The following is a 19,201-nucleotide window of genomic DNA, read 5'->3' as shown; positions in this document are numbered from 1 at the left end:
TAATCAATTTGGTTAAGTCCTCGACCGATTAGTATTTGTCAGCTCCACGTGTCACCACGCTTCCACCTCAAACCTATCAACCTGATCATCTTTCAGGGGTCTTACTAGCTTGACGCTATGGGAAATCTCATCTCGAGGGGGGCTTCATGCTTAGATGCTTTCAGCACTTATCCCTTCCGCACATAGCTACCCAGCGATGCTCTTGGCAGAACAACTGGTACACCAGCGGTGCGTCCATCCCGGTCCTCTCGTACTAAGGACAGCTCCTCTCAAATTTCCTGCGCCCACGACGGATAGGGACCGAACTGTCTCACGACGTTCTGAACCCAGCTCGCGTACCGCTTTAATGGGCGAACAGCCCAACCCTTGGGACCGACTACAGCCCCAGGATGCGATGAGCCGACATCGAGGTGCCAAACCTCCCCGTCGATGTGGACTCTTGGGGGAGATAAGCCTGTTATCCCCGGGGTAGCTTTTATCCGTTGAGCGATGGCCCTTCCATGCGGAACCACCGGATCACTAAGCCCGACTTTCGTCCCTGCTCGACTTGTAGGTCTCGCAGTCAAGCTCCCTTATGCCTTTACACTCTTCGAATGATTTCCAACCATTCTGAGGGAACCTTTGGGCGCCTCCGTTACTTTTTAGGAGGCGACCGCCCCAGTCAAACTGCCCACCTGACACTGTCTCCCACCCCGATCAGGGGTGCGGGTTAGAATTTCAATACAGCCAGGGTAGTATCCCACCGATGCCTCCACCGAAGCTAGCGCTCCGGCTTCCAAGGCTCCTACCTATCCTGTACAAGCTGTACCGAAATTCAATATCAGGCTACAGTAAAGCTCCACGGGGTCTTTCCGTCCTGTCGCGGGTAACCTGCATCTTCACAGGTACTATAATTTCACCGAGTCTCTCGTTGAGACAGTGCCCAGATCGTTACGCCTTTCGTGCGGGTCGGAACTTACCCGACAAGGAATTTCGCTACCTTAGGACCGTTATAGTTACGGCCGCCGTTTACTGGGGCTTCAATTCAGAGCTTCGCTTGCGCTAACCCCTCCTCTTAACCTTCCAGCACCGGGCAGGCGTCAGCCCCTATACTTCGCCTTACGGCTTCGCAGAGACCTGTGTTTTTGCTAAACAGTCGCCTGGGCCTATTCACTGCGGCTCATCCGGGCTATTCACCCAAATGAGCACCCCTTCTCCCGAAGTTACGGGGTGATTTTGCCGAGTTCCTTAACGAGAGTTCTCTCGCTCACCTTAGGATTCTCTCCTCGCCTACCTGTGTCGGTTTGCGGTACGGGCACCTTTTCCCTCGCTAGAGGCTTTTCTTGGCAGTGTGGATTCAGGAACTTCGGTACTTTATTTCCCTCGCCGTCACAGCTCAGCCTTTATGCAAGCGGGATTTGCCTCGCTTGCAGCCTAACTGCTTGGACGCGCTATTCCAGCAGCGCGCTTACCCTATCCTCCTGCGTCCCCCCATTGCTCAAACGGTAAAGAGGTGGTACAGGAATATCAACCTGTTGTCCATCGCCTACGCTTTTCAGCCTCGGCTTAGGTCCCGACTAACCCTGAGCGGACGAGCCTTCCTCAGGAAACCTTAGGCATTCGGTGGATGGGATTCTCACCCATCTTTCGCTACTCATACCGGCATTCTCACTTCTAAGCGCTCCACCAGTCCTTACGGTCTAGCTTCAACGCCCTTAGAACGCTCTCCTACCACTGACATCGTAGATGTCAATCCACAGCTTCGGTGATACGTTTAGCCCCGGTACATTTTCGGCGCAGAGTCACTCGACCAGTGAGCTATTACGCACTCTTTAAATGGTGGCTGCTTCTAAGCCAACATCCTGGTTGTCTAAGCAACTCCACATCCTTTTCCACTTAACGTATACTTTGGGACCTTAGCTGGTGGTCTGGGCTGTTTCCCTCTTGACTACGGATCTTATCACTCGCAGTCTGACTCCCATGGATAAGTCTTTGGCATTCGGAGTTTGTCTGAATTCGGTAACCCGATGAGGGCCCCTAGTCCAAACAGTGCTCTACCTCCAAGACTCTTACTACATGAGGCTAGCCCTAAAGCTATTTCGGAGAGAACCAGCTATCTCCAAGTTCGATTGGAATTTCTCCGCTACCCACACCTCATCCCCGCACTTTTCAACGTGCGTGGGTTCGGTCCTCCATCCAGTGTTACCTGGACTTCAACCTGGACATGGGTAGGTCACCTGGTTTCGGGTCTACGACCACATACTCATTCGCCCTATTCAGACTCGCTTTCGCTGCGGCTCCGTCTCTTCAACTTAACCTCGCATGTAATCGTAACTCGCCGGTTCATTCTACAAAAGGCACGCCATCACCCGTTAATGGGCTCTGACTACTTGTAGGCACACGGTTTCAGGATCTCTTTCACTCCCCTTCCGGGGTGCTTTTCACCTTTCCCTCACGGTACTGGTTCACTATCGGTCACTAGGGAGTATTTAGCCTTGGGAGATGGTCCTCCCTGCTTCCGACGGGATTTCACGTGTCCCGCCGTACTCAGGATCCACTCTGGAGGGAACGAAGTTTCAACTACAGGGCTTTTACCTTCTATGGCCGGCCTTTCCAGACCTGTTCATTTACCTCGTTCCTTTGTAACTCCGTGTAGAGTGTCCTACAACCCCAAGAGGCAAGCCTCTTGGTTTGGGCTAATCCCGTTTCGCTCGCCGCTACTCAGGGAATCGCGTTTGCTTTCTCTTCCTCCGGGTACTTAGATGTTTCAGTTCCCCGGGTCTGCCTTCAATACCCTATGTATTCAGGTAAAGATCCTATCCCATTACGGATAGGGGGTTCCCCCATTCGGAAATCTCCGGATCAAAGCTTACTTACAGCTCCCCGAAGCATATCGGTGTTAGTCCCGTCCTTCATCGGCTCCTAGTGCCTAGGCATTCACCGTGCGCCCTTTCTAACTTAACCTACTTCGGCCAACGATTAACGTTGTCCTCATGGTTTGTACTCTTACTCAATGAATAAATAAGAGAGAAAACTAAAATGGCGATTACTCGGTTATTCTTCTTCATTTCATTATCTAGTTTTCAAAGAACAAAAGTTTTGAGAGATTATTCTCTCAAAACTGAACGAACAAGAAACGTCTTATTTAAGAAGTATGAAATACTTCTATATATCCTTAGAAAGGAGGTGATCCAGCCGCACCTTCCGATACGGCTACCTTGTTACGACTTCACCCCAATCATCTGTCCCACCTTAGGCGGCTGGCTCCTTACGGTTACCCCACCGACTTCGGGTGTTACAAACTCTCGTGGTGTGACGGGCGGTGTGTACAAGGCCCGGGAACGTATTCACCGCGGCATGCTGATCCGCGATTACTAGCGATTCCGGCTTCATGCAGGCGAGTTGCAGCCTGCAATCCGAACTGAGAATGGTTTTATGGGATTCGCTTAACCTCGCGGTCTCGCAGCCCTTTGTACCATCCATTGTAGCACGTGTGTAGCCCAGGTCATAAGGGGCATGATGATTTGACGTCATCCCCACCTTCCTCCGGTTTGTCACCGGCAGTCACCTTAGAGTGCCCAACTGAATGCTGGCAACTAAGATCAAGGGTTGCGCTCGTTGCGGGACTTAACCCAACATCTCACGACACGAGCTGACGACAACCATGCACCACCTGTCACTCTGTCCCCCGAAGGGGAACGCCCTATCTCTAGGGTTGGCAGAGGATGTCAAGACCTGGTAAGGTTCTTCGCGTTGCTTCGAATTAAACCACATGCTCCACCGCTTGTGCGGGCCCCCGTCAATTCCTTTGAGTTTCAGCCTTGCGGCCGTACTCCCCAGGCGGAGTGCTTAATGCGTTAGCTGCAGCACTAAGGGGCGGAAACCCCCTAACACTTAGCACTCATCGTTTACGGCGTGGACTACCAGGGTATCTAATCCTGTTCGCTCCCCACGCTTTCGCGCCTCAGTGTCAGTTACAGACCAGAAAGTCGCCTTCGCCACTGGTGTTCCTCCACATCTCTACGCATTTCACCGCTACACGTGGAATTCCACTTTCCTCTTCTGCACTCAAGTTCCCCAGTTTCCAATGACCCTCCACGGTTGAGCCGTGGGCTTTCACATCAGACTTAAGGAACCACCTGCGCGCGCTTTACGCCCAATAATTCCGGACAACGCTTGCCACCTACGTATTACCGCGGCTGCTGGCACGTAGTTAGCCGTGGCTTTCTGGTTAGGTACCGTCAAGGTACCGCCCTATTCGAACGGTACTTGTTCTTCCCTAACAACAGAGTTTTACGATCCGAAAACCTTCATCACTCACGCGGCGTTGCTCCGTCAGACTTTCGTCCATTGCGGAAGATTCCCTACTGCTGCCTCCCGTAGGAGTCTGGGCCGTGTCTCAGTCCCAGTGTGGCCGATCACCCTCTCAGGTCGGCTACGCATCGTTGCCTTGGTGAGCCGTTACCTCACCAACTAGCTAATGCGCCGCGGGCCCATCTGTAAGTGATAGCCTAGGCCATCTTTCAGCTTTTCTACATGTGTAGAAAAGAATTATCCGGTATTAGCTCCGGTTTCCCGAAGTTATCCCAGTCTTACAGGCAGGTTGCCCACGTGTTACTCACCCGTCCGCCGCTAACTTGCGAGAGCAAGCTCTCACAAGTCCGCTCGACTTGCATGTATTAGGCACGCCGCCAGCGTTCGTCCTGAGCCAGGATCAAACTCTCCAATAAAGAGTAAGATTAGCTCTTAAAAATGTCTTATAAAAAGACTTTGAATTAACGTTGACGTATTTGTTCGTTCAGTTTTCAAAGAACAAGGCTACTGACTTCAATCACATCGTGAGTTACATCAGTGCGAATTCATCATGCTGCCTTGCGACGAGCTGAGGATTTACTTCCTCGATCTACTGCGGCGCAGGAGCGATTTTTCGATTGGAGCGGGTGAAGGGAATCGAACCCTCATCATCAGCTTGGAAGGCTGAGGTTTTACCACTAAACTACACCCGCTTATTATTAATGTATTTTTCTACTGGTCGGGAAGACAGGATTCGAACCTGCGACCCCTTGGTCCCAAACCAAGTGCTCTACCAAGCTGAGCTACTTCCCGTAAATGGCGCGCCCGAAAGGAGTCGAACCCATAACCTTCTGATCCGTAGTCAGACGCTCTATCCAATTGAGCTACGGGCGCATTTATTAAAGCGACTTACATATTATATATCATTTCACTTTTGATGTCAACAAGTTTTTTTGGTGCGGCCGAGAGGATTTGAACCTCCACGGGGTTGCCCCCACTAGGCCCTCAACCTAGCGCGTCTGCCATTCCGCCACGACCGCTTAATAAAGTGATAAAAACAATAATAACAGAAATCGGCAAACAATTCAACTGGTAACTAATGGTGCGGGTGAAGGGAGTCGAACCCCCACGCCTTGCGGCGCCAGATCCTAAGTCTGGTGCGTCTGCCAATTCCGCCACACCCGCAAAAATATAAAACTAAAAGAAATTCTTAAAAGATAAATCCAATCCGACTTATTGTCTGAGAAAAGATGGTGAGCCATGAAGGACTCGAACCTTCGACCCTCTGATTAAAAGTCAGATGCTCTACCGACTGAGCTAATGGCTCATACAAATTGGCTGGGCTAGCTGGATTCGAACCAACGCATGTCGCAGTCAAAGTGCGATGCCTTACCGCTTGGCTATAGCCCACTAATGAAATCTTTATGAAATACTTCTTCGAATTAGTTACTTGATTAATCTTTCAAGTACTTCCCAAAGAAATGGCGGTCCGGACGGGACTCGAACCCGCGACCTCCTGCGTGACAGGCAGGCATTCTAACCAACTGAACTACCGGACCATTAAGTTAATTTGTTTGAAAGTGACCCGTACGGGATTCGAACCCGTGTTACCGCCGTGAAAGGGCGGTGTCTTAACCGCTTGACCAACGGGCCATCGTTTGAATTAGTTCTGGCGGAGAAGGAGGGATTTGAACCCTCGCGCCGCTTACGCGACCTACACCCTTAGCAGGGGCGCCTCTTCAGCCTCTTGAGTACTTCCCCATAATGGCTCCGCAGGTAGGATTCGAACCTACGACCGTTCGGTTAACAGCCGAATGCTCTACCACTGAGCTACTGCGGAATAATTAGTATTATTCACTCGAAAAGTCGATTAAATCAAGCAATCAAGACTCATTTTATAAAGCGTTAATTTCGTCTGTCATCTTATCGACTCTTACAATTATAAAAACCTAGCAATGAAAAGTCAATAATATTTTTTAAAAAAATTAATTACATATTAATTCTTCTTTTATCCTTAATTTTCCCTTGCATGTTCCGCAAACATACTTTTGAGTATTGATCTTTCTTTTTCTCTCATAAATTTGTTCACAATCATTGCAAATATAAATGATTATCCTCTTACTTACCTTTCTTTTCATTCGCTCAGGAAGCGGTGAGCAAAATCTTGGAGCACCAACTTGCATCATTAAATGTTTAAAATCTTTATCTCTATGCTTATATCCTTTTCCTTCTATATGAAGATGGTAATGGCAAAGTTCATGTTTGATAATACCGCATAATTCATCATGTCCAAGTTGATCAAGGTATTTTCTATTTATCTCTATATCATGAGTGTTCAGCATGTAACGCCCTCCTGTAGAGCGCAGTCTTGAATTAAAGAAAGCCTTATGCCGAAATGGTTTCCTAAAACTATTATGAGAAATTTCCTCAACAAGCTTTTGTAATTCTAAGTCATCCATCCCATTATTCTCCCTTTAATTTAGTGTGAACATGACAACCTATTATAACATACATTATATATACCCATTCATATAGAAAAGCGCAAGCGCCTTGCTCACCCCCGACAAGCATAAGACAGGCCGACGGGAAAGTTGTTCTTTAACTTTCTTGGCGGACTGTCTTATGACCTCGAGGGGGTAGGCGCTGGAGCTAGACAATTCTCAAACTCGAGAAAAGTTATACTTTCTTATTTTTTAAAAAGTACAATAGGATGTATATCAGGGAGGTATTTAGATGCCTGTATGGTTTCAAAATCAAATGCAGCGTGCTTTTTTTGAAAAGGATCGATCACAAATAAAATTATTAAACCAATGCTGGTTTTTTTACAGGAAAAAACACTGTTCCTAAAGCAGTATATTTAATAAATGATTCACCAGATTCTCAAAAAAAAGCTTGAGGACTCATTGTATCCTCAAGCTATAAATAGAAAAATCGAGCACAAAACCAATCATTTCATGCTCGATTCCATACAAATATTTAATTACTTGCTAGGAGCTAACATCGTTAAAGAGACGCGCCCTTTGGTTTTATCAACTGAATCAACCCAAACGGTAACGACATCTCCTACTGAGACGATATTAAGTGGGTGTTTCACAAATTGGCGACTTAGTTTAGAGATATGAACAAGCCCATCCTGTTTAACCCCAATATCGACAAAGGCACCGAAATCGACAACATTACGTACGGTTCCTTGAAGTTCCATTCCAGTATGTAAGTCTTCTAGCTGAAGGACATCCTTCTTTAAAAGAGGCTGTGGCAAATCATCACGAGGATCCCTTGCAGGTCTCACTAAAGCATCAATGATATCCTTTAATGTTAATTCGCCCATTCCTAATTCTTCGGCAACTTCTGCCACATTTAGTTGTGAAAGTGATTCCTTCAAAGCGGCAGATCCTAAGTCACTTGTTTTAAAGCCTAGATTATTTAACAGCTTGATTACTTCTGGATAGCTTTCAGGGTGGATTCCTGTACGATCTAATGGTTCAGAACCATCTACAATTCTTAAGAATCCAATTGCCTGCTCATATGTTTTTGCTCCAAGGCGCGGTATCTTTTTAAGCTGCTTGCGATTCGAGAATTTCCCTTCTTCCTCTCGCATCTTCACAATATTGTTCGCAACTGTTTTGGAGAGACCTGCTACATATTGCAGCAACGATGGCGAGGCCGTGTTTACATTCACACCAACTTGGTTAACCGCTGTCTCCACTACAAATGCTAAAGATTCGGTTAATCTTTTTTGAGATACATCATGCTGATATTGTCCAACTCCAACAGACTTCGGATCAATCTTTACAAGCTCTGCTAACGGGTCCTGCAGGCGGCGTCCAATTGAAACCGCACTTCTTTCCTCAACTTGAAGATCAGGAAATTCCTCTCTAGCTAGATCCGAAGCAGAATATACGCTGGCACCTGCTTCATTTACAATTAAATAGAATACTTCCTCTTTTAACTCTTTCAAAATATCTGCAATAAATTGTTCTGTCTCACGGGATGCAGTTCCATTTCCTACGGCAATCATCTTCACCTTAAAATCATGGATGATATCAATAATTTGCGCTTTCGCTTCTTTCGCCTTTGAAACTGGGGGATGCGGATAAATAACCCCTATTTTGAGAACCTTTCCCGTTTCATCAACCACTGCTAGCTTGCAGCCTGTTCGATATGCAGGATCAACAGCCAATACTACTTTCCCTTTTAATGGTGGCTGCAATAATAAATTTCGCAAGTTCTCAGAGAAGATCTTGATTGCTTGCTCTTCTGCTTTTTCGGTTAATTCATTGCGAATTTCTCTTTCAATGGATGGCTGAATTAATCGTTTGTAGCCGTCTTCATAAGCCTCTTGTACAAGTGCTGCTACTTTCGAACTCTCATTCTTCACCCATTTTTTATGAAGATATTTTAAAATGAAATCGATGTTCGGCTTAATGCTAATGCGCAAAATTTCTTCACTTTCACCGCGATTTAGCGCCAGTGTACGATGTGGAACGATTTTTGAAATGGGTTCTTCATATTCGTAGTACATTTCAAAAACCTTTTTCTCATCCTTCGTTTCGTCCTTAACAGCAGATTCGATTGTTCCAGTTTTCGCCGTTTCTTGACGAATCCACTTCCTGCTATCCGCATCATCTGAAACCCATTCCGCAATGATATCCTTTGCACCAGAAATGGCGTCCTCAATAGTATTCACTTCTTTTTCTTCTGAGAGGAATTCCTTCGCCTTTTCCTCAGGTAATTCTTTCAACGGAAAGGTCATCATCCACTCAGCAAATGGCTCTAAGCCTTTTTCCTTTGCAACGGTCGCTTTTGTACGGCGCTTCTGTTTATATGGACGATATAAATCCTCTATTTCCTGAAGCTTCTCAGCCCTTTGAATTTGGTTCTTTAGATCATCTGTTAGTTTTCCTTGTTCATCAATGAGTCGAAGAACTTCATCTTTACGCTGCTCAAGATTTTGTATGTATTGCCAGCGCTCCATAATATTGCGGATTTGAACCTCGTCCAATGCGCCAGTTTGTTCCTTCCGATAACGGGCAATAAAAGGAACTGTATTTCCCTCTTCAAGAAGACCAATTGTATGTTTAACCTGCTTTACTGATAATGATTGTTCTTTTGCAATCGTTTCTAAAAATTGATTTTGTTTTGCAATCGTTGTTTCCAAGAACCCTACCTCCAGCATTAAGTCTTGTATTATATTTTACCAAATTCTTTCTAGAGTTTCATACAGCAGCATTTGGCTTGCTCCAAAGAACAAATGCGCAAGCGCCTTGCTCACCTCCGACAAGCACAAGACGAGCCTCACGGAAAGGTGTTCTTTACCTTTCTGGGAGGATTGGCTTGTGACCTCGAGGAGGTAGGCGCTGGAGCTGAACGTAGATAAACTATATCTCAAGTTATCAACAGATAGCGAAAAATATAATTTCCTATAAAATAAAAAATGACAAGCACTGAGTGCTTGTCATGGGTAGATGATTGTATTTTTTAATAAAATAAAACGTAAAAAATGCATGCAAATAATCCGCTCCACATTGAAGAGCGTATACATATTAAAATTCGATGAGACCTAAGCTAATTTGTACGGCTTCATCCACTTTTTCCATCATTTCGTCATCGAGAGAAGTTATCTTATCGGTTAAGCGCTGTTTATCGATTGTTCGAATCTGCTCTAACAAGATGACTGAATCCCTTTCAAAGCCGTAGCGCTTTGCATCAATTTCAACATGAGTAGGCAGCTTAGCTTTTTGAATTTGAGCAGTGATTGCTGCAACAATTACTGTGGGACTAAACCGATTCCCGATGTCGTTTTGGATGACAAGCACTGGACGGACGCCACCTTGTTCTGAACCAACAACTGGGGATAGGTCTGCAAAATAAACGTCACCACGTTTGACAATCAAAGGATTACCCTCCGCTTACTAGACGTTCAACTGTGTGTTCCGCCTCGAATTCTGCTAGAAATGCTTCAGATGCAATCGTCAAGTTTATTTTCGCCATTTCCATATAGCCGCGTCTCATGGATTCACGAATTTGTCTTTTTTTTCGTTCGCGCAAATACATTTTGGTTGCTTGATAAATGAATTCACTCCGATTTACGTTTTCCTGCTTAACAAAGCCATCTAACTCGGTTAAAAGATGTTGCGGTAATTTAACCATTATCTCTGTTGTTGCGCTGGACTCAGACACAAACAAACACCTCCACCATCACTACACACCATTTATATCTACCATTTTTAATATTATCATCAAACCGATACAATGCAAAGGGGATTTATCAATTCTTCAATATTATCCGCCAAAAAAATATCCTTTTATGCATAAGATGAAATAATATTATTATGAATCAGCTTTTCTTTGTTCATTTTTAATATTTTATGAATAATATCCTGATTATAGCAGGTTGTTAATAATCTTAGTCACTTCGCCATTTTTCTTATAGACCCTTGGTATTCTACTACCCATTATACATGTAATTTCATAATTAATGGTTTGAAGCCTTTTTGCAATTTCATCGACAGTAATTTGTTCTTCGCCCTGCTGTCCAATTAAAGTAACATCTGTCCCTACTGGTAATGGCGATGGAAGTTTTACCATACATTGGTCCATGCAAATTCTTCCTACAATAGGTGCTCTTTTTCCGTTTATAAGAACCTCTTGTCCCTGAAGCTTTCGCAGCCATCCATCTGCATACCCAATTGGCAGCGTACCAATCCATTCGTCTTCTGATGCTTCATACGTTGATCCGTAGCTAATTTTATCCCCTTTTTGCACCTTTTTGACATTAACGAGTTTCGTATGCAGCGTAAAAGCCGTTTTTAATGAAAAAGGAAGAAGAGGCTCTATTTCTAGCGATGGAGTTAAGCCATACATGGATATCCCCAATCTTACTGCAGTTAAATGAGCTTCAGGAAATCTCAATGCAGCAGCACTGTTGCTTGTATGAATAATGTCAGGTGTTATCTTAAACCAAGAAATCATTTCTTGAAACTGATTCAATTGTTTCTTGAAATATTGGGTATCGAGTTCGTCTGCTGTTGCAAAATGTGTGTATACACCCTCCATTTTAATAAAGGGATCAGAATTGATGGCTGCCTCAAGCTCTTCAAGCTCATCTCGCCTACGAATGCCTAATCTTCCCATCCCAGTATCCAATTTTACATGTATCACTAGTTGATGGTCTGCTCCAACGTAATGTCTTGCATTCTTTAGCCACTCATGATCAAAAACGGTTAACGTAATGTTATTTTCCGCTGCAATTCCAGCATGCTCCGGTCTACAGGCTCCAAGAACTAGAATAGGTGCTGTTATTCCTTTTTTCCTTAAAGAAAGAGCCTCGTCCAAAATGGCCACAGCTAAATAGGAAGCACCTGCCGCAAGCGCCGTACTAGCAATTTCAAAATCTCCATGCCCGTAAGCATTCGCTTTTACAACAGCAAAAACCTTAACATCAGCACGCAAATTCTCTCTCATTTTTTCAATATTATATGAAATATGATCCAAATTTATTTCCGCCCAAGTATCCCTAAAAAATGCCGTTTGAAAATCCACAATAGTCCCCATCCTTTTGACACCTTCTTCAATTTATATAATTAAGATTATCGAACTCTGTCGACAGGTTGTCAAATTATTTTTCCTAATTTTAGGGGGATAAAACAGGCATCAAAAAAGGCCCTTTTCAGAGCCTCTAAGGAATTATTTCACTGTGCTTTCTTGAACAGATTGTGCAACCTCTACCAGTTCCTTTTTCGTTAAGTCTGTAGATGCAATAACATAATCGACTCCCTGATATGTCCACTTAATCGTATTATTTGAAAGAGCACCAATTGTAAAGCCTAAATCGACTGGCTCCCCTTTGACAGTAGTAAAAGTGGATACCGGCATCACAACCGACTTTTCCTGAATGAGAGTGAAGGACTTCTCTCCATCATATGTTAAGATGACTCGTTTTCCGTTATCTGTCTTCAGTTCTTTTTCATCGACTAAATTTGCACCCGGGAATTCAGAAGGATACTTCACAGAGAACTCTTCATTATCTACTTCCGCTAAAACAGGAACATGAAGCTGGGCTCCGGTCATATTTTTTTGCATATCAAAATCTTTTTTATCAAAAGAGGCATTAAATTTCACTTCAGAAAATTCTACTTTCACAAGAGCATTTTTATCCGTATCCATAACCTTTACACTCACTGGTGATAGGTCAGACTTCTTCAAAGTAATTTCTTGTGTTGGCAGCATTTGATTATTTTGATATCTTGTTTTTGTTTCAAAAACGTAATGATTCTTCGTTTCCGAGAATTTAGCTACTTTATCCTCGACAATATCCTTTACTAAAGATTCGTATAAATAAGCCTGACTGCTGTTTTGAGGCCAATCGCTTTGGAATCGAAAGCTTTTATTAAGCGCTGGTGTAAGAACAAATACTCCTTCATCATTGCGGAGAATCATTTGACTTTGATCCTTCTGGGCATTTTTGAGATTGACACGGTAGTAAGATGGATCTTTATGCCAAACTTCGATTTCATATATTTGTGGTTCAGCCCCCATCTCCAATGTCATTTTCGCAGTTGCTTTATAGCCCTTCATTTCCTCAATCTTTCCATTCAAATCCTTAATTACATCATCTTTGGATTTCGATCCACAAGCAGACAATGCAATCACTGCCAAAAGCCCGACTAGCAGCATGAACCATTTTCTTCTCATTCCTTCAACCCCTTTTGCCTCTATTTGCGTGTATTTGTCCATCCACAGCACGAAAGTCTATTCAACATGGAGTCGTATATCCGAACTTTTACCCAATCACCTATATAACAGAGAATGACTGAAGTCTTTCTTTCAGATAGATTATTCATGTTGAAAGCTGACTTTGAATTGCGCTAATCGTGGAGGAGATAGAGGATTGGCCATTTAAATTCACATCACCAATTCCTTGTCTCTCCTATTGCACTATGAATATATGAGACAACCATAAGGAATATGCTAGGAAGAATGACAAGCTTTTTTAATTCCAATGCAAGGTGCTATAACGGTTAAACACTTTAGACATTACTTTTCAATAACCACTTGCGCTACGGCATATTCTTTGCTGTGAGAAATGGATAAATGAACACCTTTTGTCAATGGTTTAGAAAAATATGGCTTTCCTCTTTCATCCTTTTCAATTTCAATATCTAAGAAAGATAAGGCTTCGCCAATTCCTGTTCCCATTGCTTTAGAGAAGGCTTCTTTGGCAGCGAACCTTCCCGCTAAATATTCCGATTTTCGTTCATTTGATAATGCTTTAAATTCTGCTCTTTCTTTAGAGGTCAAAATGCGTTCAGCGAACTTCTCTTGCCTCTCATATATTTTTCTGATCCGATCAAGCTCTACAATATCAATTCCAATTCCAGAAATCATCTTTCATCTTCCTTCTATTTCATATAATATGAGCATAAACAATAGTAAAGATATTATCGCAGATAGCGTGATAATGATAAAGAAAACTCGCCGATTGGCGAGCCTTGGAAAGGCTAAGACAGAGGCGTAGTTGCACTTATCGCGCTCATGTATGCCACGTCCTCCCAAAAGCTTCTCTTTTGGTCGTGCCATGTATCTCTAACGAAGCTTTCCTTATCCTGTGGCATTCGCCCGACTAGGACATCCTGTCCGTCGTACTTAATTCCTAAAATCGAAACTACGTCAGATCATCTTCTGCGCTGACAATTTATACTTTCTTAACGTGTTAGAAAAACTTGGCGTTCGCCAAGTCCTTTTTGGCAAATGCCTTAGTTTTTCTTATGCGATCTTATTAGCAGATATTTAAATGAACACACAATTTACTTTAGTACGCTAATAGACTTAAATTATCCTGTTAGCTGAGAAAAGAGGAACCTTATGTTTACAAGGACGGAAAGCTTTAAAGAATTTTTACGTTTTTATCCGATTGTTTCTATTATCATCACTATTCATATTGTACTTTATTTCATTTCAGTCTTGCCATTTTTCCCGAATTTATGGCTTTATGAGAATTTTGCCGGGGTTAACCTTTATATTGTAGAGGGGCAGTATTGGCGCCTAATCACACCAATTTTTATGCATAGCGATTTTCCTCATATGCTTTTTAATAGTTTTTCCCTTGTCCTTTTTGGACCTGCTTTAGAACAAATGATTGGAAAATGGAAATTTATTTTCGTTTATCTCATCTCAGGCATTGCAGCAAATGTCGCGACGCTTGTTCTGGAACCACTAACTTACATACACGTCGGTTCAAGCGGGGCCATCTTTGGTTTATTCGGTTTTTACGCTGCAGCTACGAAGATCAGAAAAGATCTTATATCAAAAGGAAATTCACAGATCATCTTAACGATTATGGTCATCGGGTTGATCATGACCTTTTTACAGCCAAATATCAATGTAACTGCCCACTTATTCGGACTCCTTACAGGTTTTCTATTAGGCTTAGCATTACTGTCTAAAAAAGGGAAACTTCTTAAGTGAAACCTTTATTAACATTCCTCGTCTACTAAGGTAAAGTGAAACTTCCATCAGTGGGGTTTTTTTCATCCCCACTGATGGTTAGTTGAACCAATCGGGCTTTTACGGGCAGTTGTCCCCCACCTATCTTCCTCGCTTCTCTCTCAATCTTGAGGTGGGGGTCTTACTGCCCGTTAATGCGGGATAAAAGGGGTGAATAAAATTCATATTAAAAAACATTTCACTTTTTTAATTCTATTATGTTTTACCTTAGTAGGCTGTATTCAAGAGGAAGATACTGTTAAAGGAGAATATGATAAAAAGGGCATCATTACACAGATAGACATTGAGGGAAGCCGTATTTTAGTTGATGATGCAGAAACCGGCTTAATTTGGGTAACATTAAACGACAACGAAGATATCAATAATTATAAAAAAGGGCAAGAAGTTGTCATTTGGATAGATGGTGGGATTGATGAATCATATCCAGCTCAAGCTAATGCATTACATATTGAACATTCCCATAGCGGAAACGAAACTGTTCAACACTCTTTACCAAAATTCAATTTTAAAAATGAGAAATTCCCACCTGATTTAAAAGGTATTGTTAAAATCAATGAAACCCGATATGAAATGACTAGGGGAGGCTTTGAGTGGAAAAAAGGCAATCAAACTACTCAAACTGACGCCGCATCCCCTACACAGATTGCAGAAAATTTCAAAGCAATTGTTGTGGAACCGAATAGTAAAGCGACCATTGAGATTGAACAAAACCCAAATTTAAGTGCGTATTTATGGGATTCTGATAGAAAGAAAATAGCTTTGGAGGGAAAACAAATTACATTTCCAGCAAATAAGGGCCGGTATATTTATGAAGTAGTAGCAAAATGGTCTAACGGTGAAGTGTCCTACACATTTGTTATAGAGGTTAATTAATATTTATATTCAATATACGAAGTTAAAAAGAGCATCAAAATTTGATGCTCTTTTTCTAATTAAACTGTTACACTGATTTCCCTACAGCTCTTTACCCCAATTACTTAATTCCGCAATTTGCTTGATTCCAACTTCTAATTTCTCATCAACAATGCTTGCATCATGAATATGTCGAGTAATCAATTCATTCGCCTGTTCAAAAATCGATTTTGTTTCTTTTATTTCATCCATAACGTCATTAGAGAAATTCCTTTGCTCCTCAATCGTGCTAATGACGTCCTTTACCTCAGATTGAACATTATTGATGAAAGTTAATATGTAATTAATTTTACTAGTCGTATCTGTGCTTAGCTGGATTCCGTCCTCGATTAATCCCGTACTTCTACTTGTTGACTGTAAAGAATCCTCGATATCTTTTTGAATATTTTGTGTGAGGACGCTAATATTATGAGTGCTTTCTGCCGTATTTTCCGCAAGTTTTCTAACTTCTTCAGCAACTACCGCAAAACCCTTGCCATGTTCGCCAGCCCTTGCTGCTTCAATAGATGCATTAAGCGCTAATAAATTGGTTTGGTCAGCAATTTCTTTAATTACTTTCACAATCATTTCAATTTCCTTTGATCGTTCATTTAATTGATTCATTTTCTCTGAGGTTTCATTTAATTGTTCTCCTAGCTTGGCAATTAGACCTTCTACCTTACTGACAGAATCTCTTCCTTCCTCTGAAATCTTTACCATATCAATAGTCGACTCAATTAAATTTTGACCTTTTTCATGTAATCCTAGTGATTTATCATAAGACAATTGGCTAATATCATTCACTTTATCAAAACGTTCCATAATTTTTTCGACTAATTCAGCAAGGGCATTATGCTGTCCATTTACTTTTTCATGCTGTTCAATAGCAATATTTAATTCGTTATTAAAGTTATTAATAAAATTATTAAGAAATTCTTCATCATTTTGAGCCTTCTCAAAAATAATTTTTAAACGGTTTTTTAATTCTAAATTTTCCTCTAGCAGCTGATTATTTTTTTTCTTTGTCGCAAACATGTCCATTCCCTCCTGTGTTCCACATTATCCACTTCGACCATATTTCTAAAGGACGCAATTTGAGCTCTCATCAATCTATCCTTCGGGAAGCGGAAGGGTAAAATCAATCACTCGGAGTAGGCTTGCATCTTAAAGAAAGCTAGTCCATTTTCACTACCGATCTTACTATGAATCTTTTAACGGAATTACAATTTTTGTCTCATTTTAACAAATTACTATTATTATATAGGTATTTGGAATGTTTTAGCTAGATTTAAATAAGGATTTTTGTCACAAAATTTTGTCATTCTTATAGGAATTTTATCATAATAAAAAAAGCGCCATTTCGGCGCTTACTTTGTATAGGAATACCATTTATATAACTCGTATACATCCTCTTTCTCCAAATCAACCACCTTACCGCCTGTTCCTCCTGAACCTGACATAACCTTAGCATGAATGGTTGCCAGTTCCTTTTTCCTTTGAAAATGGCTTTCCTTAATGCTTAAAGATTGAATACGACTTCTCTTCATAAAAATCGTATTTTTATTTATCGTACGAAATCTTAACGTAAGCTGATGATGATCCAAATTCCATCCTGCGTCTTTAAAATTAAAATAAGATACTATAGCGGAAATGACAACTAACAGAAGCGCTAAATATCCCCATGGTCTAAAAAATATGACTGGAATAGCTGCTACTGGCAAACTCCAAAGCAATCCTCTTAATAAATATCTTTTTAAAGCCCTAATTGGAGCAGGGGTGATACCAGGCTCAAAATGATAATCGGTTAAATACGGAGATAATATCTCAGATACTCTATTTTTCTTAACAATCGGCAAAATCATAACTTTAGAGCTTTCTGCATCTAAAGCTGAACCACCTGCACTTTCAAGAAAAACGGTACAATAGCCAAGCGGCTGTCTAATTAAATTTTCTGATACTCGAACTGCTTGAATTCGATGTAAAGGGATTGTCAGCTGACGCTTTTCTAAAAGTCCTCTTGTAATAATAAGATCTTCGCCTGCTTTATTTACAGTAAATCCAGCATACTTAACCATCGTTCTGACTAAAGCAATTGCCCATGCAATTAAAAAGCCAATAAATACAAGAATACTTATTAAAATTACTCCACTTGCAATAAAGCTTTCAAAACGATTAAATACTTTATCATACGGGATAATTTCTTCAAATTGGGATACGAATGCCGCTACAGCTGATAGAACGACACCGGCTCCCCCAGATGTAGATGCAAGGAGAAATAGCTCATTAGTGGATATTTTGTACAGTGTTTCATCCCTGCTCTTTTCAACATTTTCCTCTGTATGAGTATGATTAGCCTCGTTCTTGGCAGAAAATATTGTCTGTTGAATAAGATTTGCTTCTTCTTTCGGTATTGCAGTTAGTACCGCTTCAGCCTCTCCTTTACTAGAGCCTGCTGTTTCTACCTTCACCCTTACTAAACCAAATGGCCGCTGTAAAATACCTTCCGATAAATCAAGACTCTGTATGCGTTCGAATGGAATATATCTCCTTTTTCGCACAAAAATACCATATTCGATCCGCAGCTCGCCCTCTTCCAAACGATAGGTATATCTTAACCAAGATAGAATTCCGCCAATAAGTACAATTACAACGATAACGGCTGGAAAAATCAGTTGAAAGCCACCATTTTTACTGCCGAATACAACAAAAACAAGAAAGGGGATGATTAAGTCCTTTAATTGTTTTAAGGCATTAACAACTGTTGAAATAGGATGGAGTCTTTTCGGTTCAGACATCTTCATCAGCCACCCTTGCAAGCTTCGAGATGAAGAATCGCAGTTCCTCAGCCTCATTCATATCCAATGCCGGGATTTCATGGACTGTAGCAGCAGTTGATACAGCAACAGTTGCTAACTTGTATTTTCGCAAAATAGGCCCTTGTTTCGTATCAACATGCTGAACTCGAATCATTGGCACAAGTGTTCTTTTTATTACAAACACACCGTGCTGCAGCTCAATTTCATTCTCTCGTACCTCATACCTCCATCGCTTCCATCTCAATGTAGGAATGAGCATAACAAATAAATATGTATCAATGGCATAAAAAATAAGTGCAGCTCCGATTATCCAAATGGGCCAATCAAAGGCAATCGTTAGTCCGATAAGTCCCCCTGAAAGCAAAAGAGAAAACAATGAATGGATGACACCCGAAATTCTCCATACCTTCAAGCCTCTTTCAGATATTCTTTTTTGCGGTTCCAAAATCATGATGTACCTCCTGAAAATTCATTTAAGAAAAGCGCAAGCGCCTTCGAAACAATCAAAAGTCAGATTGTTCCTGCGATGATTATTCAAAGCAGCTTTCCTTAGTGCTCACCCCCGACAAGCATAAGACAGGCCGACGGGAAAGTTGTTCTTTAACTTTCTTGGCGGACTGGCTTATGACCTCGAGGTCGACAAAAACGCGACGTCCTTGTCGCATTGTCGACACTAGTACGTCCTGTACGTTGGGGGTAGGCGCTGGAGCTAGACA

The 19,201-nt window shown here is 42.0% G+C and carries 13 protein-coding genes, 11 tRNA genes and 2 rRNA genes; 3 read left to right on the top strand and 23 right to left on the bottom strand.

Annotated features, from left to right (window positions below; genetic code table 11):
• Window positions 1-8 precede the first annotated feature (8 nt).
• The 14 genes from FSZ17_RS03300 to FSZ17_RS03235 all read right to left on the bottom strand — a co-directional run bounded on the left by FSZ17_RS03300 (window position 9) and on the right by FSZ17_RS03235 (window position 6,731).
• Window positions 9-2,943: ribosomal RNA gene (locus tag FSZ17_RS03300) — 23S ribosomal RNA — on the bottom strand.
• Window positions 2,944-3,158: 215 nt separating this feature from the next.
• Window positions 3,159-4,709, bottom strand: a 16S ribosomal RNA gene (locus FSZ17_RS03295).
• The 16S and 23S rRNA genes sit together here with 11 tRNA genes alongside, the layout of an rRNA operon.
• Window positions 4,710-4,911: 202 nt before the next feature.
• Window positions 4,912-4,985: transfer RNA gene (locus FSZ17_RS03290), tRNA-Gly, on the bottom strand.
• A gap of 23 nt (window positions 4,986-5,008) precedes the next feature.
• Window positions 5,009-5,085 (bottom strand) — tRNA-Pro (locus FSZ17_RS03285).
• Between the two features lie 4 nt (window positions 5,086-5,089).
• Window positions 5,090-5,166, bottom strand: a tRNA-Arg gene (locus FSZ17_RS03280).
• Window positions 5,167-5,226: 60 nt separating this feature from the next.
• Window positions 5,227-5,312, bottom strand: a tRNA-Leu gene (locus FSZ17_RS03275).
• Window positions 5,313-5,372: 60 nt separating this feature from the next.
• Window positions 5,373-5,457: transfer RNA gene (locus FSZ17_RS03270), tRNA-Leu, on the bottom strand.
• A gap of 66 nt (window positions 5,458-5,523) precedes the next feature.
• Window positions 5,524-5,599 (bottom strand) — tRNA-Lys (locus FSZ17_RS03265).
• A gap of 8 nt (window positions 5,600-5,607) precedes the next feature.
• Window positions 5,608-5,682, bottom strand: a tRNA-Gln gene (locus tag FSZ17_RS03260).
• A 72-nt stretch (window positions 5,683-5,754) separates the two neighbouring features.
• Window positions 5,755-5,831, bottom strand: a tRNA-Asp gene (locus FSZ17_RS03255).
• A 22-nt stretch (window positions 5,832-5,853) separates the two neighbouring features.
• Window positions 5,854-5,925 (bottom strand) — tRNA-Glu (locus FSZ17_RS03250).
• A 17-nt stretch (window positions 5,926-5,942) separates the two neighbouring features.
• Window positions 5,943-6,033, bottom strand: a tRNA-Ser gene (locus FSZ17_RS03245).
• A 4-nt stretch (window positions 6,034-6,037) separates the two neighbouring features.
• Window positions 6,038-6,112, bottom strand: a tRNA-Asn gene (locus FSZ17_RS03240).
• 145 nt (window positions 6,113-6,257) lie between these two features.
• Complete coding sequence (locus tag FSZ17_RS03235; RefSeq protein WP_057775735.1) at window positions 6,258-6,731, bottom strand: SprT family protein; 474 nt, start codon at window positions 6,729-6,731, stop codon at window positions 6,258-6,260.
• 274 nt (window positions 6,732-7,005) lie between these two features.
• Here FSZ17_RS03235 and cmpA point away from each other — a divergent pair, with 274 nt between their 5' ends.
• Window positions 7,006-7,119, top strand: a complete 114-nt coding sequence (gene cmpA, locus FSZ17_RS03230; RefSeq protein ID WP_146846361.1) for a cortex morphogenetic protein CmpA — start codon at window positions 7,006-7,008, stop codon at window positions 7,117-7,119.
• A gap of 133 nt (window positions 7,120-7,252) precedes the next feature.
• Here cmpA and FSZ17_RS03225 read toward each other — a convergent pair whose 3' ends face one another.
• The 6 genes from FSZ17_RS03225 to acpS all read right to left on the bottom strand — a co-directional run bounded on the left by FSZ17_RS03225 (window position 7,253) and on the right by acpS (window position 13,659).
• Window positions 7,253-9,448, bottom strand: coding sequence for a Tex family protein (locus tag FSZ17_RS03225; RefSeq protein WP_185150661.1), 2,196 nt, complete (start codon window positions 9,446-9,448; stop codon window positions 7,253-7,255).
• A gap of 367 nt (window positions 9,449-9,815) precedes the next feature.
• The gene (gene ndoA, locus FSZ17_RS03220) at window positions 9,816-10,166 is read right to left on the bottom strand and encodes a type II toxin-antitoxin system endoribonuclease NdoA (RefSeq protein ID WP_057775733.1); all 351 of its coding nucleotides are present in this window, start codon (window positions 10,164-10,166) and stop codon (window positions 9,816-9,818) included.
• A gap of 4 nt (window positions 10,167-10,170) precedes the next feature.
• Entirely contained in the window at window positions 10,171-10,452 is a 282-nt protein-coding gene (locus tag FSZ17_RS03215) for a CopG family ribbon-helix-helix protein (RefSeq protein ID WP_057775732.1), read from the bottom strand.
• 204 nt (window positions 10,453-10,656) lie between these two features.
• A complete protein-coding gene (alr, locus tag FSZ17_RS03210; RefSeq protein WP_057775731.1) occupies window positions 10,657-11,826 on the bottom strand; it encodes an alanine racemase in 1,170 nt (389 codons plus the stop codon).
• A 132-nt stretch (window positions 11,827-11,958) separates the two neighbouring features.
• A complete protein-coding gene (locus FSZ17_RS03205) occupies window positions 11,959-12,966 on the bottom strand; it encodes a LolA family protein (RefSeq protein WP_057775730.1) in 1,008 nt (335 codons plus the stop codon).
• Window positions 12,967-13,308: 342 nt separating this feature from the next.
• The gene (gene acpS, locus FSZ17_RS03200; protein WP_057775729.1) at window positions 13,309-13,659 is read right to left on the bottom strand and encodes a holo-ACP synthase; all 351 of its coding nucleotides are present in this window, start codon (window positions 13,657-13,659) and stop codon (window positions 13,309-13,311) included.
• 477 nt (window positions 13,660-14,136) lie between these two features.
• On the opposite strand from acpS, the gene FSZ17_RS03195 reads away from it, so the two are divergent.
• Together FSZ17_RS03195 and FSZ17_RS03190 are read left to right on the top strand one after the other, a co-directional pair.
• Window positions 14,137-14,739, top strand: coding sequence for a rhomboid family intramembrane serine protease (locus tag FSZ17_RS03195; protein WP_057775728.1), 603 nt, complete (start codon window positions 14,137-14,139; stop codon window positions 14,737-14,739).
• Between the two features lie 189 nt (window positions 14,740-14,928).
• Entirely contained in the window at window positions 14,929-15,651 is a 723-nt protein-coding gene (locus tag FSZ17_RS03190; protein WP_057775727.1) for a DUF3221 domain-containing protein, read from the top strand.
• Window positions 15,652-15,732: 81 nt separating this feature from the next.
• Here FSZ17_RS03190 and FSZ17_RS03185 read toward each other — a convergent pair whose 3' ends face one another.
• The 3 genes from FSZ17_RS03185 to FSZ17_RS03175 form a co-directional block, all read right to left on the bottom strand.
• Window positions 15,733-16,704, bottom strand: a complete 972-nt coding sequence (locus FSZ17_RS03185) for a methyl-accepting chemotaxis protein (protein ID WP_057775726.1) — start codon at window positions 16,702-16,704, stop codon at window positions 15,733-15,735.
• 332 nt (window positions 16,705-17,036) lie between these two features.
• A complete protein-coding gene (locus tag FSZ17_RS03180) occupies window positions 17,037-18,464 on the bottom strand; it encodes a PH domain-containing protein (protein WP_057775725.1) in 1,428 nt (475 codons plus the stop codon).
• Window positions 18,457-18,936, bottom strand: coding sequence for a PH domain-containing protein (locus tag FSZ17_RS03175; RefSeq protein ID WP_057775724.1), 480 nt, complete (start codon window positions 18,934-18,936; stop codon window positions 18,457-18,459). Before FSZ17_RS03175 ends, FSZ17_RS03180 begins: the two co-directional genes overlap by 8 nt.
• Window positions 18,937-19,201: the final 265 nt, after the last annotated feature.

It is taken from the genome of Cytobacillus dafuensis, assembly GCF_007995155.1.
Classification (GTDB): Bacteria; Bacillota; Bacilli; order Bacillales; family Cytobacillaceae; genus Cytobacillus; species Cytobacillus dafuensis.
This window is presented reverse-complemented; position numbering and strand designations above follow the sequence as displayed.